The following is a 13,034-nucleotide window of genomic DNA, read 5'->3' on the forward strand; positions in this document are numbered from 1 at the left end:
GAAATCCGACCCTGCTTTGTGAGTTTTTAGGAGCAGCAAAATGATCAGATCAATGGTTATTTCGAGCCTGGCATTATTGGCCGCAACTTCGGTGCAAGCGATGACACCGGCGCCAATCCCGCAACCGGACGCCATGATCACGCAAGTCGCTCTCGCCTGCGGCCCGGGCAGGACGCGCGTGAACGGCGTTTGCGTCGCCAGAACCACGATCCGGCATGTCCGCCGGGAAGCCCGCAGGTGCCTGCGATGGAATGGAGCCGCGTGCGCTCTCTACGAGTGAGCACGATCCGACCGGGCGGAACGCGCTCGGCCTTGCGGGTCCAAGGACAAACTCGGACCTCGACGTCAAAAGGCCCCCGCAACGGGGGCCTTTATTTTTTTGGACGCGAGATTGAGTGACGCGGACCCGCTTACTTGAGCTGATCCGCAACCTTGTCGAGGCCGGCCTTGACGCAGGCTTCGTCCTTTTCGCCGCCGGGTGCACCCGATGCGCCGGCCGCGCCGATCACCTCATCCCCGACCTTGATCGGCAACGCACCCTGGTTGGCGATCACATTGGTCAGATGGATCAGCCCGAGCGTCGGCTCGGCCTTCAGGCGATCGACCAAGGCGCCCGACGGGGAGCGGAAGGTGCGCGCGGTGTAGGCCTTGCGAAAGCTGTTCTCGATGGTGTGCGGGCCCGTGTTGTCGCCGCGCACCTGCAAGATGATCTCGCCATTGCGGCCGACCACGGTGACCGAAACCGCATAGCCGTTGGCCTTGCAGGTATCGATCGTGGTCTGCGCGATGGTAAAGGCGATTGAAGAGCTCAGATCCTTGTGACTGAGCAGTTGAGCGTTCGCCGGGGTGGCGCAAGCCTGGATACAGGCGATGGCCGCAGCGGCGGCAAACTGGACCTTGAACGATCGCACGATGATGTCCTCCCGGAATTCTTGGTTGAAGTCCGCAAAGCTTAGTGCAAGCAACGGTTGGTAGCCAGAATTCTCGCGGCGCTCGGTGGCGCCTGGTGACAAAGCGGTCATCGAACAACCGCATTATTGCATATGGTGAAAACCGTTATGGACGCGGGAGGCGCCGATGGATGATCGGATCATGCGCGCGGCGCTTGAGCGCCACTGGGCAGCTTCGGACGCCAACGATTTCGAGGCCGAACACGACATCTATCGCGACGATGCCGTACTCGATTATCCGCAATCGGGCGAACGGATTCGTGGCCGGCGCAATATTCAGGAAAGCCGAACTGTCCAGCCGAACCAGAAGCACTTCACGGTTCGGCGCATCACCGGCAGCGGCGAGCTCTGGGTCAGCGAATTCGTGCTGACCTATGACGGCATACCGTCCTATGTCGTGAGCATCATGGAATTTCGCGACGGGATGGTGGCGCGCGAAACGCAGTATTTTGGCGGTCCATTTGAGCCGGGACCCACGCGCGCGCATCTCGTCGAGCGGATCTGAAGAGTCGACGTCTATTCGGTTCTCACCTCAGCATCATTTTGTAGCCGATGTGGGACGGCTCGAAGCCGAGCCGGTCATAAAAACGGTGCGCCTCGGTTCGTGATTTGTCGGTCGTCAGCTGAATGATGCCGCATTGCTCGCGCCGGCATTTTTCGATCGCCCAGGCGATCATGGCCTCGCCGATCTTCTCGCCACGCCGGCTGCTCGCGACCCGAACGGCTTCGACCAGACCGCGCTTCAATCCGCCACGGGACAGGCCCGCAATGAATGTCAGCTGAAGCGTGCCGACGATCTCGGCGCCATCTTCGACGACCAGCAGGAACTGGTTGGGGTCCGCATCGATCGCACGAAATGCATTCAGGTATTGCGGCAGGCTTTCCGGTCCGGTTGTTTCCCTGGACGCACCCAGCGTGTCGTCCGCGAGCATTCGAACGATAGCCGGCACGTCTTTTTCGGTGGCCCGACGGAAATTCAAATCAGCCATTACCGATGGCCTATTCCGCCGCGATCTGGCGCGGCGCGCTTGGCGGGTTGGCGAGATCAGCCGCAAGCTGCGCGTAGCGCAGCTGCGCCTCGCGCACCGCCTTCTCCTTCACGGGCCCATAGCCGCGAATGCGATCCGGCAACGACAACAGCTCGACCGCGGTATCGTGCGTCACCGGCGACAGCAGGCCGAGCACGGTCGCGACGTCCTTCTCGTAGCCCGCGATCAGATCGCGCTCGAGCCTGCGGTCGGCGCTGTAGCCGAAGATGTCGAACATCGTGCCGCGCAGGCCGCGCATCTTCGCCAGCGTGCGGAACACCGGCAGCATCCAGGCGCCAAAGGCGCGCTTCTTCGGCCGGCCCAGCGCGTCCTTAGCCCCGCCGAGAATGGGCGGAGCGAGATTGAAGCTGATCCTGAAATCGCCGTCGAACTGGTCGCGAAGCTGCGCTTCGAAATGGCCGTCGGTAAACAGCCGCGCGACTTCGTACTCGTCCTTGTAGGCGAGCAGTTTGGCGTAGTTGATGGCCACCGCGCGCGGCAATGCCTCACCGAGGCCCCGCGCGCGCACCACGTCCCGCACCTCCGCGACAAGCGCCTTATAGCGCGCGGCGAGCTTGTCGTTCTGGTAGGCGGTCAGATGCGCGGACCGATGCGCGATGATCTCATCGAGCGACATCGCATCCAGCGTCTTGTGGCCGCTCGCCTCGTCATGATCCTTCATCATCGCCTCGATCCGCGCGGGATCGGCGGCGGCGAGCCGGCCGAGGCGGAAGGCCTGCGTGTTCATCTTGATCGCGACGCCGTTGACCTCGATGGCCTGCTCGATCGCCTCAGCGGTCAGCGGCAACAGGCCCTTCTGATAGGCATAACCCATCATCATCATGTTGGTGGCGATGGCATCGCCAAGCAACGTCTCGGCAGGCTTGGTGAAGTCGAGGAAAGCGGAATCCTTGCGCAGCGCGGTTTCCAGGACGTGGCTGACCTTGCGGGTCTGGAAGTTGAAGTCGCGGTTGAGGACGAAATCGGCGGTCGGAATCACGTGGCTGTTGATGACGCCGGTGGTCCGGCTCGACTCGCACAGCGTCATGGTCTCCTTCGACGCCGCGACGACCTCGTCGGCGGCGATCACGAGATCGGCGGTGCCGGTGACGATGCGCGAACAGGTGACGTCGGCGGTATGTTCGGAGAGGCGGACATGGCTGAGCACCGCGCCGCCCTTTTGTGCCAGGCCCGACATGTCGAGGATCATGCTGGCCTTGCCCTCGATGTGCGCGGCCATGCCGAGCAGCGCGCCGATCGTCAACACGCCGGTGCCGCCGACGCCGCCGACCGCGACATTATACGGACGATCCAGCGACGGCTTAGACGCGGGCTCCGGCAGGTCGCCGAGATCGCCGATCCCGGCCGGCACGCGGCGGCGCAAGCTGCCGCCATCGACGGTGACGAAGGACGGACAGAAGCCTTTCAGACAAGAATAGTCCTTGTTGCAGGCGGATTGATTGATGGTGCGCTTGCGCCCGAACTCGGTCTCCAGCGGCTCGACCGAGATGCAGTTCGACTGCACCGAGCAATCGCCGCAGCCTTCGCAGACGGCGGGGTTGATCAGAACACGCCGTGGAGGATCCTCCATGATGCCGCGCTTGCGGCGGCGGCGCTTCTCGGCCGCGCAGGTCTGCACGAACACGATCGCAGACGCGCCCTTGATCTGCCGGCACGCTTTCATGACATTGTCGAGCTCGTCGCGGTGCGCGAGCTTGACGCCGGGCGCGATCGTGGAAGCCGGATAGGCCTGCGGATTTTCCGAGACCAGATAGATCTCGCGGATGCCTTCGGCGTGAAGCTGGAAGGTGATCTGTTGCGGCGACAGGTCGCCGTCATGGCGCTGGCCGCCGGTCATGGCGACGGCGTCGTTGTACAGGATCTTGTAGGTGATGTTGGCTTTCGAGGCGATCGCCTGACGGATCGCAAGGCTGCCGGAATGGAAATAAGTGCCGTCGCCAAGATTGGCAAAGATGTGATTTTCGTTGGTGAAGGGCGCGGTGCCGACCCACGGCACGCCCTCGCCGCCCATGTGGGTAAAGGTTTCGGTCGAGCGGTCCATCCACAGCGCCATGAAGTGACAGCCGATGCCGGCCATCGCGCGGCTGCCCTCCGGCACCTTGGTCGAGGTGTTGTGCGGGCAGCCCGAGCAAAAGTACGGCGTGCGCGTCACCGGCGAGACCGCCTGCATCTGCGTCGCCTGCCGACCGTTGAACCAGTCGGCCTTGGCGCGCAGCATCTGGGCTATTTCGGGATTGAGATTGAGCCGCAGCAGCCGCTCAGTCAGCGAGCTCGCGAGCGAGGCAACGCTCAATTCCTCGGCGAACGGCAAGAAGCGCTTGTCGTGCTCGTCCATCTTGCCGACGATGCGCGGGCGCACGTCGTCGCGCCAGTTGAACAGCTCCTGCTTGACCTGATTCTCGACGATCTCGCGCCGTTCCTCGATGATGAAGATCTCTTCGAGACCGACGGCGAATTCGCGCACCCCCTGCGGCTCCAGCGGCCAGGGCATGCCGATCTTGTAAAGCCTGAGACCGATCTTGGCGGCGACGTCCGGCGTGATGCCGAGTTCGCGCAGCGCCTGGCGGATATCTTCATAGCTCTTGCCGGAAGCCATGATGCCGAACCGCGCATTCGGCGAATCCATGGTGATGCGGTTGACCTTGTTGGCGCGGGCGAAGGCAATGGCGGCAAAGCCCTTGTAGTCCTGCAGCCGCCGGTCCTGATCGAAGCGGTCGTCCGGCCAGCGCAGATTCAAACCGCCCGGCGGCATTTCGAAATCCGGCGGGATGATGAACGGCTTCATCTCGTCGGTGAGGTCGATCTCAGCGGTGGTCTCCACCGTCTCGGTGATCACCTTCATGCCGACCCAGCAGCCGGAATAGCGCGACATCGCAATCCCGAGCAGGCCCATCTCGATCATTTCATGGATGCTGGAGGGGTAGAGATACGGCATCAGCGCCGAGATGAAGGCGTGGTCGGACTGATGCGGGACGGTGGAGGATTTGGCGCCGTGGTCGTCACCGGCAAGGCAAAGCACGCCGCCGTTCTTGGCCGAGCCGGCGGCATTGCCGTGGCGGAATACGTCGCCGCAACGGTCGACGCCGGGGCCCTTGCCGTACCAGATGCCGACGACGCCGTCGTAATTGGCGCCCTTGGAGAGGTTGAGCTGCTGGGAGCCCCAGATCGCGGTCGCGGCGAGGTCTTCGTTCACCCCGGGCTGGAATTTGATGTTGTACTGTTCGAGATGCTTGCGTGCGGCATAAAGCTGCTGGTCATAGCCGCCGAGCGGCGAACCGCGGTAGCCCGAGATGAAGCCGGCGGTGTTGAGCCCATTGGCGCGATCGCGGCGGATCTGCGCCATCGGCAGCCGCACCAGTGCCTGTATACCGGTCAGGAAGACGTGGCCGGAGCCCTGGGTGTATTTTTGATCGAGGCTGATCGGACCCTGGTTTATTCCCATTCCACCCTCTTATGAGCCCTGCTCTTCTTGGCTTTTAGCTAGTCGCACGGTCTGTAAAAGCTAGTCTATGTCGGATTTTAAGCCCGCCGCATCACAAATCTGGTGCGAAAGGACCGCCCGCCGCAAAACGCAATTTCCGGCTTTCCCGTCCCGGTCCGGTTTTCGCCTTGTGTCGCCCAGCAATGTCGGGACGAAACGACGTGAGGCACGCCGGCGCGGTTTTGCGCTATAGTGGATCCCATGGGGCAGTGCTCGACCCGCTACTGGCATCATTCCGCAGGCGCGATTCTGATCGTGGCCGCGTTGTGCACTGCATCCAACACAGTGCGGGCGCAGCTTCCCTCCCCACCCTCACCGGAGACCATCGCCAAGGGCAAGGCGCTGACCGAAGCCGGCGACTGCGGCAGTTGTCATACCGCCGATCCTTCAAAACCCTTCGCCGGGGGAAAACGGATCGACACACCGTTCGGCGGCATCTATTCCGCCAACCTGACGCCTGACCTCAATACCGGGATCGGCCGCTGGACCGACGAGGCCTTCCTGCGCGCGATGCGCTATGGCGAGCGACCGGACGGCGCGCGCGAGTACCCGGCCTTCCCCTATCCACATTTCACCAAGGTCACGCGCCAGGACATCTTCGCCATCCGCGCCTATCTCGCCACCGTCGCGCCGGTCGACAACACCCCGCCGCCCAGCGCGCTGCGCTGGCCGTGGAATCATCGCGCCCTGATGCGGTTCTGGAATTTCGCTTTCTTCCGGCCCGGTATTTTCGAGCCCGACCAGAGCAAGAGCGCCGAGTGGAACCGCGGCGGCTATCTGGTCGAAGGGCTCGGTCATTGCGGCGCGTGCCATACGCCGAAGAGCTTTTTCGGCGCGGAGCGGCAGAACGCGCGCTTCGCCGGCAGCCGCATCGACGGCTGGTTCGCGCCACGCCTCGACGGCGCCGAACGTGGCGGCCTGAAATCCTGGAGCGTGGACGATATCGCCGAATACCTTCAAAGCGGACGCAATGCGCACAGCCATGCCGGCGGGCCGATGGCGCAGGTGGTGCTCAATTCCACCTCGCATTTGAGCGATGGCGATGCCCGCGCGATCGCGGTGTACCTGAAGGATATCGCGGCGAGCTCGCCTGAAGCGGCCGTCGCACCGCCGTCCGCGGCGCAGATGGCCAACGGTGAAAAACTCTACAAGGGATCCTGCGTCGCCTGTCACGAGCTCGACGGCAGCGGCGCGCCGCGCATCTATCCGCCGCTGCCCGGCAATGCCAACCTGCAATCGTCCGACCCGCTGAGCACGATCCGCATCGTATTGGATGGCGCCGAGACCATCACGACGCCGCGCGCGCCCAACAAAGGATCAATGCCCGGCTATGCCAAGATGTCGGACCAGGACGTCGCCGATGTCGTCACCTATATCCGTAACGCCTGGGGCAACGCCGCACCCGCGGTAACGGCGGCCGACGTCGCGCAGGCGCGACGCTAGGCGTCATTCGGGATGGTCCGAAGGACCAGACCCGGAACGACAGCCAAATAGACTCGCTCACTTCTCCTCGCCGTTGAACACGAACTTCGGCATTTCCCATTTGTAGCGGATCGCGAGCAGCCGAAATGACAGGCCGAGCACGAACGTCAATGCGGTCCAGAGTTCGTCGTTCAGCTTCAACCCAAAGGCGGTGGCGTAGAACAGACCGGTGACGACGGAAACGCTGGCGTAAAGTTCGGAGCGAAACAGAAGCGGCACGTCGTTGCAGAGAATGTCGCGCAAGACGCCGCCGGCGCAGCCCGTGATCATCCCGGAGACGATCACGATCGCGAGCGGCTCGTTCATCTGCCAGGCCACATCGCAGCCGGCCATCGTGAAAACCACGAGCCCGATCGCGTCCAGCACCAGGAAAGTCAGGTTCAGCCGGTGCACCGTGCGGGCGATCAGCACGGTCGCGAACGCAGCGATTGCCGTGATCGCGAGATAGGACGGATTTTCCACCCACGCCAGCGGATAATGCCCGAGCACGACATCGCGAATGGTGCCGCCACCGAGCGCGGTGACGCAGCCAAGCAGGCAGACGCCGACCCAGTCCATGCTGCGTCGACCGGCGGCGAGCGCCGCCGTCATCGCCTGCGCGGCCAGCGCGATCAGCGAAAGAATATGTAAAACCGTATCGCTTGGCGGCAGGCCCCACATTTTCCCCTCACGACTCATGCCCGGTCTGAAAGTTCCATTTTCCGTGAAGTCGTTGCGTTCGGAAACAGCGAAAGTTCCGGGAACCCGCATCGACGCCTTGCCGTTGTCGCCAAAACCATGTGGAGGATCCGGCCATGGCCAGCGAACTCAATCCCAACGATCCCTATGATCGCGATCACCTGAGAGACCCGATCCGAACCAATATCGGCGAGCGGCGCTCGCCGGTCGAACTCGACAACGAGCTGCAGCCCGATCCCGAATTGGCCGAAGGCCCGGCCAGCAACGGCAAGATTGCGATGTTCGCGGTCGGTATCGCGATCGTGCTCGGCATCGTGTTCTATGGGTTGAACAACACCTCGGTCACCCAGCACAATGCAGCCACGACGCCGACACCGGCCAACTCCCAGAAGTCGGCTGAGTCCTCGCCGCCTCCGGCGCCTTCGGGCATGCGCGACGTAACCCCGCGCTCCAACAGCCAGCCGGGCACGACCACGGGCGCGGCACCGGGCGCGGCACCGGCCAACCCGCAGACGCCCTCGCCGTCATCGCCCGCCCCGGGCGGCGCCAATACCAACACGGCGACGCCGGGTAACGCCGGCAACAAGTAGCGCAAGACCACTGGGGCGGCCCGATCAGTCGATCAGGCCGCCTGTTTTTTCTTTCACTTGAGAGCCTGACCGGCAATCAGCGGAACATCTTGTTCAGCTCGGCGCCGGGATAGCCCTTGGCGAGTTCGGTAAAGGTGCCCTGCTCGGCAATTTCCTTGGCTGCGCGCATGAAGCCGGCCCAGGCGGTGCGCGCCAGCGAGCCGCCCACGCTGATCCGCCGCACGCCGAGATCGGCCGCCTCTTTCACCGACAGGCCGGATGCGCCGATCAGGAGATTGACGGGTTTCGGCGCCACCGCCTTCACGATCGCGGTGATCTGCTCTTTGGTCTTGATACCCGGCGCATAGAGACAATCGGCGCCGGCTTGCGCATAGACCGTGAGACGATCGATCACCATCGCGAGGTCGTCCTGCCCCCACAGAAAGGCTTCGCAGCGGCCGGTCAACAATACGCCGCTGCGGTCGGCATCGATCGCCGCGCGCGCCGCCTTGATCCGGTCGACCGCATGGGCGCGCTCATAGAGCGGCTTGGCCTTGTCGCCGGTGGAATCCTCGATCGACAGCCCGGCGACACCGGTCGCGACGCCGCGCGCGACATTGACGGCGACCTTCTCCGCCTCATGGGCGAAACCGTTTTCGAAATCCGCGTTGACCGGCAGGTCCACCGCCGCGCATAGCGCGGTGAGATGATCGCAGACATCCTCGACCGTCACATGATTGTCGGCCTTGCCGATGGTCCAAGCGAAACCGGCGCTGGTCGAGGCCAGCGCCTTGAATCCCATCTGCGCCAGCGCCTTTGCCGAGCCGACGTCAAAAGGATTTGGAATCGCAAAGCAGCCGCTTTCATGCAGCTTGCGGAACGTCGCGCGTTTGTCGGCCAATGAAATCGGCATCGGCGTTTCTCCTTTTGCTGTTGGTTGGTTGCTGCGAGATTATCGCTCGAGGCCACGTCACGCCAGTCAGACCAGGCGCCATGCTGTCATGCTGCTGACACTTGTCGCAGGAACGTGCGTTCCTCGGCGAGAATGAACTTCCGTTCCTCGGCAAAACCGAAATTTTCCATGCCTTCTTTGTCGCCGCGCAGCCGCGCGCGATATTGCTCATAAGCGGCAAGGCTTTCGAACGAGATCAGGCCGAAGGCGATGTTGTTGGTACCCTCATGCGGCATCCAGTAGCCGAGAACATCGCCGCCGCATGTCGGGATGATGGAGAGCCAGCGTTTCGCGTATTCCTCGAACATCGCGCGCTTGAATGGATCGATCTGGTAGCGGATGAAGACGGTGATCGTCATGGGAACCTCCTCGGAATAGACGCGATGTCATTCCGGGGCGATGCAACGCATCGAACCGGAACCTCGAGTTTCCGGTCTGGTGCTCAGCGCAAAATTACTTTTGTCGCTTCGCACCATCCCGGAATGACCAGCCAAAGGCTACCCGCTTGCCCCGCTTCAATGCTTCGGTTATCATCGAACAATGAAAGCAGGACCCGACATCGCCATGGTCGCCTCGCTGGTCGGCGACCCCGCCCGCGCCAACATGCTGACGGCGCTGTTGAGCGGCCGCGCGCTGACCGCGACCGAGTTGTCGCACGAAGCCGGCATCACGCCGCAGACCGCAAGCTCACACCTGTCGAAGCTCGAGGCCGGCGGGCTGATCGAGCAGGAAAAGCAGGGCCGTCACCGCTATTACCGCCTCGCCGATCCCGATGTCGGCGGCGTGCTGGAGGGCCTTGCGGCACTCGCCGCGCGCGCCGGCCATTTGCGGGTGCGCACCGGACCGAAGGACCCGGCGCTGCGGCACGCCCGGATCTGCTACGACCACCTTGCCGGCGACCTCGGCGTGCAGATGCTGGACAGTATGCGGCAGCGCAAGCTGGTGCGCCAGCACAAGCAGGGCATCGAACTGACGGCGGAAGGCGAGCGCTTCCTTCAGAACACATTGCAGATCGATCCGCAGTCGCTCGCCCATCCGCGGCGTCCGGTCTGCAAGGCATGTCTCGACTGGAGCGAGCGGCGGCATCATCTGGCTGGAACGCTGGGCGCGGCCTTGATGCGGCGCTTCACCGAACTGAAATGGGCTTCGGCTGATCGCGAGGCGGGCAGCCGCGTCGTGCAGTTCACCCGGCAAGGCGAAAAACGCTTTGCCGCCTTGTTTGGCGATGCTCAATAGCCATTTTCTGCGTCATGGCCGGGCGTAGCCGTTCGAAGAACGGCGTCGCTTTCCGCTTGCCTACGCCCGGGCCCACGTCTTTATGCGACATCCAGAAGACGTAGATGCCCGGCATAAAGCCGGGCCTGACGAGTGCCTTTGGAGCCTTCAATGTACCGAGCCTTTCTCCACCTGAGTTTCGCCCTCCTCGCTCTATCGCTCGCCCCCGCGCAAGCCGCCGATCGCGAGCCAGGCATCGCTCCGCGCGAGCCATATGGTATCGGCCTTGAAGGCTTCCCCTATCCCTACCCCGTAAACCTGCTGCCGCTCGTCAATGACGGCGAGCAACTGCGGATGGCCTATATGGACATCGCACCGGCGCAAGCCAACGGCCGCGTCGTGGTGCTGCTGCATGGCCGCAACTTTCCATCGAGCTATTGGGCACCAGAGATAAAAGTGCTGAGCGAGGCCGGCTATCGCGTCATCGTGCCCGACCAGATCGGCTTCGGAAAATCCTCCAAACCGACCGGCGAGCTTCATTTCGACAACCTCGCGCGCAACACGGTCGCGCTGCTCGACCACCTGCAAATCGCCAAGGCCGACATCGTCGCGCATTCGATGGGCGGCATGGTTGCGGTGCGGATCGCGCGTGCCTATCCCGACCGCGTCAACCATCTGCTGCTGGCCGCGCCGATCGGCCTCGAAGACTACCGGATGTACGTGCCGCCGACATCGACCGAGAAAATTCTCGAGAACGAGGACAAGCTCACCGCGGACGGCTACCGCAAGCAACTCGAGAACAACTACGCGCCGAAAATCCCCCCCGATGCGATCACGCCCTTCATCGAGGCCCGCTTCAACATCAAGGGTGCGGCGGACTACATGCGCTGGCTGCGCGCCTTTGTATCCTCAGGTCAGATGATCTATCGGGAGCCGGTCGTGCACGAGATCCCGCTGATCACGGTGCCGACGCTGTTCATCATGGGCGCCGACGATCACAACGCGCCGGGCCGGCCGAATGCGCCGGAAGCGCTGCGGCCGAAGATGGGCCAGAATGCCGATCTCGCCAAAGCACTGGCGGCGAAGATGCCGCGTGCCAAGGCCGAGGTGATCGACAACGCCGGACACCTCGTGTTCCTCGATGCACCCGACAAATTCAACGCGCTGATGCTGCCGTTCCTGGCGAACTGACCAGGGCCACTGACATGCCAAGAAAGGGGCGGGAAATTTCCCGCCCCTCGCTCGTGTTACCAGTTGCGGAAGCAGCGACGGCCGAACGGCCCGGAGTGCCAGCCGGGCGGACAGTTATAAAGCGGACGGCAGCCGCCATAAGGTCCGCGGTGCCAGCCAGGGCCGCAACCGCCGGCCACCGGCAAAGTCGCGCTGTCGGATGCCGCCGCCCGGTCGAGCGGCGCCGTCGGCATGGCGCTGGCAGTCGGAACCGACGCGAGGCCGATGCCCATCGCGAACAGAGACACAATCAGAATTCTCATGTGCGTTCCTTTCTGTTTGTTAGCGATCAAAACGGTTTCAACCAACTGATCCGGCTCCCATCAATAGTGGTAATGGTGCCGCCAGTGCCGGTGGCGCCAATGCCTGTGATGCCAGTGATGGCGATGCCAGTGACGATGATGCCAATGACGGTGATGCCAGTGCACCTGCACCGGCTTCATCTGATCGACTTCGTGCTGGGAAACGACGGCCGGGTCGACGCTGACCGCCGCCGGCACGCTCGCCGAAAGAGCCGGCGGCACGGGCGCAGCTTGTGCGCTTACAGCCAGCAAGATCGCGCCCGCAACCAATCCGGCACCGAAATTGAAGAGATGCCCGAGTTTCATGAATTCAAGCCCCTTTCACGAGATGAGACAGAGAAGACATGCAGTCTCGTCGGCCAAACATGAATGTTGGCTGAACTTGTTCATGCGTCGCGCCGATCAACGCGCAACGTGACTCCGGCGCAACACTGACGTCTTTGCGGATGGTAACAGCGCGATGAAAGACCAGGAAACAGGCCGCGCTAGACCCAACCGCCCCGCGCCATGATCGCGGCGCATAACAGGATGATGACGATCGCGGCGAGTTCGATGTGAATGATCAGGGTGAGGCGTCTGCGTCGCGCGTCCTCCATCACCGGCGCCTGTCCCGATCTGATCGCCCCGCCCCAGGACAGAAATTCCCTTGTCGGAATGATCGACAGCAGGCCGATAATCACGAACAGGCTGAACTTGGTCAGAAATGCGTGGCTGTGCCAGTAATAGGCCGCGCCCTTTTCGAAGAAGAACACGCGCAACAACCCGATGATGAAAAGCGCGGCGGCGGCGATGCCGAGCACGATGTCGGTGACCTGAAGCCGCCGCGCTGACGCCAGCGTCAGTTCCTGCCGGATCAGCGCAAACTCGATGGCGAGTGCGGAGACCAGCGTGAAGGCGCAGAGGTGGTGCAGGAAGGCAAAAAGCGTGGACATGGCGAAGGTCCTCGATCATCGGCAAACAAAATACATCTACACGACGCACATCGCGTGCGCCAACGGCGCGATGTCGATTGATGCGCCGTCTCCCCTTGTGGGAGAGGGCTACTCCATCCGCGGCCAAAGTTTCGTTTAGGGTGAGGTAAATTGTCTAACCTTCCGGTGAGGTGACCCCTCACCCGACTTCGATG

General features: G+C 63.0%; 15 protein-coding genes. 6 read left to right on the top strand and 9 right to left on the bottom strand.

Features of this window, described 5'->3' with window-relative positions:
• Together VFL62_RS26050 and VFL62_RS26055 are read right to left on the bottom strand one after the other, a co-directional pair.
• Positions 1–207 (bottom strand): hypothetical protein (locus VFL62_RS26050; RefSeq protein ID WP_325175271.1); only part of this gene is annotated, 207 nt, incomplete at its 3' end.
• Positions 208–410: 203 nt separating this feature from the next.
• Complete coding sequence (locus VFL62_RS26055; RefSeq protein ID WP_325175272.1) at positions 411–911, bottom strand: heme-binding protein; 501 nt, start codon at positions 909–911, stop codon at positions 411–413.
• Between the two features lie 166 nt (positions 912–1,077).
• Here VFL62_RS26055 and VFL62_RS26060 point away from each other — a divergent pair, with 166 nt between their 5' ends.
• On the top strand, positions 1,078–1,455 hold the full coding sequence (locus VFL62_RS26060) for a nuclear transport factor 2 family protein (protein WP_325175273.1): 378 nt from the start codon (positions 1,078–1,080) through the stop codon (positions 1,453–1,455).
• A gap of 22 nt (positions 1,456–1,477) precedes the next feature.
• Here the strand turns inward: VFL62_RS26060 and VFL62_RS26065 are convergent, their stop codons facing one another.
• Together VFL62_RS26065 and VFL62_RS26070 are read right to left on the bottom strand one after the other, a co-directional pair.
• Complete coding sequence (locus tag VFL62_RS26065; RefSeq protein WP_325175274.1) at positions 1,478–1,939, bottom strand: GNAT family N-acetyltransferase; 462 nt, start codon at positions 1,937–1,939, stop codon at positions 1,478–1,480.
• A gap of 10 nt (positions 1,940–1,949) precedes the next feature.
• The gene (locus VFL62_RS26070) at positions 1,950–5,441 is read right to left on the bottom strand and encodes an indolepyruvate ferredoxin oxidoreductase family protein (RefSeq protein WP_325175275.1); all 3,492 of its coding nucleotides are present in this window, start codon (positions 5,439–5,441) and stop codon (positions 1,950–1,952) included.
• A 240-nt stretch (positions 5,442–5,681) separates the two neighbouring features.
• On the opposite strand from VFL62_RS26070, the gene VFL62_RS26075 reads away from it, so the two are divergent.
• On the top strand, positions 5,682–6,923 hold the full coding sequence (locus tag VFL62_RS26075) for a cytochrome c (RefSeq protein ID WP_325175276.1): 1,242 nt from the start codon (positions 5,682–5,684) through the stop codon (positions 6,921–6,923).
• A gap of 57 nt (positions 6,924–6,980) precedes the next feature.
• Here the strand turns inward: VFL62_RS26075 and VFL62_RS26080 are convergent, their stop codons facing one another.
• Entirely contained in the window at positions 6,981–7,622 is a 642-nt protein-coding gene (locus VFL62_RS26080) for a trimeric intracellular cation channel family protein (protein ID WP_325175277.1), read from the bottom strand.
• A gap of 134 nt (positions 7,623–7,756) precedes the next feature.
• Between VFL62_RS26080 and VFL62_RS26085 the strand changes: the two genes are divergently transcribed.
• Positions 7,757–8,230, top strand: coding sequence for a hypothetical protein (locus VFL62_RS26085; protein ID WP_325175278.1), 474 nt, complete (start codon positions 7,757–7,759; stop codon positions 8,228–8,230).
• Between the two features lie 76 nt (positions 8,231–8,306).
• Here VFL62_RS26085 and VFL62_RS26090 read toward each other — a convergent pair whose 3' ends face one another.
• Entirely contained in the window at positions 8,307–9,122 is an 816-nt protein-coding gene (locus VFL62_RS26090; protein ID WP_325175279.1) for an isocitrate lyase/phosphoenolpyruvate mutase family protein, read from the bottom strand.
• 86 nt (positions 9,123–9,208) lie between these two features.
• Positions 9,209–9,520 (bottom strand): NIPSNAP family protein, encoded by a 312-nt coding sequence (locus VFL62_RS26095; protein WP_325175280.1) that lies wholly within the window; start codon positions 9,518–9,520, stop codon positions 9,209–9,211.
• 181 nt (positions 9,521–9,701) lie between these two features.
• On the opposite strand from VFL62_RS26095, the gene VFL62_RS26100 reads away from it, so the two are divergent.
• A complete protein-coding gene (locus VFL62_RS26100) occupies positions 9,702–10,397 on the top strand; it encodes a winged helix-turn-helix domain-containing protein (RefSeq protein ID WP_325175281.1) in 696 nt (231 codons plus the stop codon).
• Between the two features lie 150 nt (positions 10,398–10,547).
• A complete protein-coding gene (locus VFL62_RS26105) occupies positions 10,548–11,567 on the top strand; it encodes an alpha/beta hydrolase (RefSeq protein WP_325175282.1) in 1,020 nt (339 codons plus the stop codon).
• 56 nt (positions 11,568–11,623) lie between these two features.
• On the opposite strand, the gene VFL62_RS26110 is transcribed toward VFL62_RS26105, so the two are convergent.
• Positions 11,624–11,869 (bottom strand): GCG_CRPN prefix-to-repeats domain-containing protein, encoded by a 246-nt coding sequence (locus VFL62_RS26110; protein WP_325175283.1) that lies wholly within the window; start codon positions 11,867–11,869, stop codon positions 11,624–11,626.
• Here VFL62_RS26110 and VFL62_RS26115 point away from each other — a divergent pair, their 5' ends adjacent.
• Complete coding sequence (locus VFL62_RS26115; protein WP_325175284.1) at positions 11,870–12,277, top strand: hypothetical protein; 408 nt, start codon at positions 11,870–11,872, stop codon at positions 12,275–12,277. It begins immediately after the preceding gene.
• A 116-nt stretch (positions 12,278–12,393) separates the two neighbouring features.
• Here VFL62_RS26115 and VFL62_RS26120 read toward each other — a convergent pair whose 3' ends face one another.
• Positions 12,394–12,840, bottom strand: coding sequence for a DUF2214 family protein (locus tag VFL62_RS26120; protein ID WP_325175285.1), 447 nt, complete (start codon positions 12,838–12,840; stop codon positions 12,394–12,396).
• Positions 12,841–13,034: the final 194 nt, after the last annotated feature.

This window comes from Bradyrhizobium sp. (assembly GCF_035701725.1).
Lineage (GTDB): Bacteria > Pseudomonadota > Alphaproteobacteria > Rhizobiales > Xanthobacteraceae > Bradyrhizobium.

Coding starts and splice junctions, on each gene's coding strand:
- VFL62_RS26060 (WP_325175273.1), top strand. CDS start 1,078: ATGGATGATCGGATCATGCGCGCGGCGCTTGAGCGCCACTGGGCAGCT.
- VFL62_RS26065 (WP_325175274.1), bottom strand. CDS start 1,939: ATGGCTGATTTGAATTTCCGTCGGGCCACCGAAAAAGACGTGCCGGCT.
- VFL62_RS26070 (WP_325175275.1), bottom strand. CDS start 5,441: ATGGGAATAAACCAGGGTCCGATCAGCCTCGATCAAAAATACACCCAG.
- VFL62_RS26075 (WP_325175276.1), top strand. CDS start 5,682: ATGGGGCAGTGCTCGACCCGCTACTGGCATCATTCCGCAGGCGCGATT.
- VFL62_RS26080 (WP_325175277.1), bottom strand. CDS start 7,622: ATGTGGGGCCTGCCGCCAAGCGATACGGTTTTACATATTCTTTCGCTG.
- VFL62_RS26085 (WP_325175278.1), top strand. CDS start 7,757: ATGGCCAGCGAACTCAATCCCAACGATCCCTATGATCGCGATCACCTG.
- VFL62_RS26090 (WP_325175279.1), bottom strand. CDS start 9,122: ATGCCGATTTCATTGGCCGACAAACGCGCGACGTTCCGCAAGCTGCAT.
- VFL62_RS26095 (WP_325175280.1), bottom strand. CDS start 9,520: ATGACGATCACCGTCTTCATCCGCTACCAGATCGATCCATTCAAGCGC.
- VFL62_RS26100 (WP_325175281.1), top strand. CDS start 9,702: ATGAAAGCAGGACCCGACATCGCCATGGTCGCCTCGCTGGTCGGCGAC.
- VFL62_RS26105 (WP_325175282.1), top strand. CDS start 10,548: ATGTACCGAGCCTTTCTCCACCTGAGTTTCGCCCTCCTCGCTCTATCG.
- VFL62_RS26110 (WP_325175283.1), bottom strand. CDS start 11,869: ATGAGAATTCTGATTGTGTCTCTGTTCGCGATGGGCATCGGCCTCGCG.
- VFL62_RS26120 (WP_325175285.1), bottom strand. CDS start 12,840: ATGTCCACGCTTTTTGCCTTCCTGCACCACCTCTGCGCCTTCACGCTG.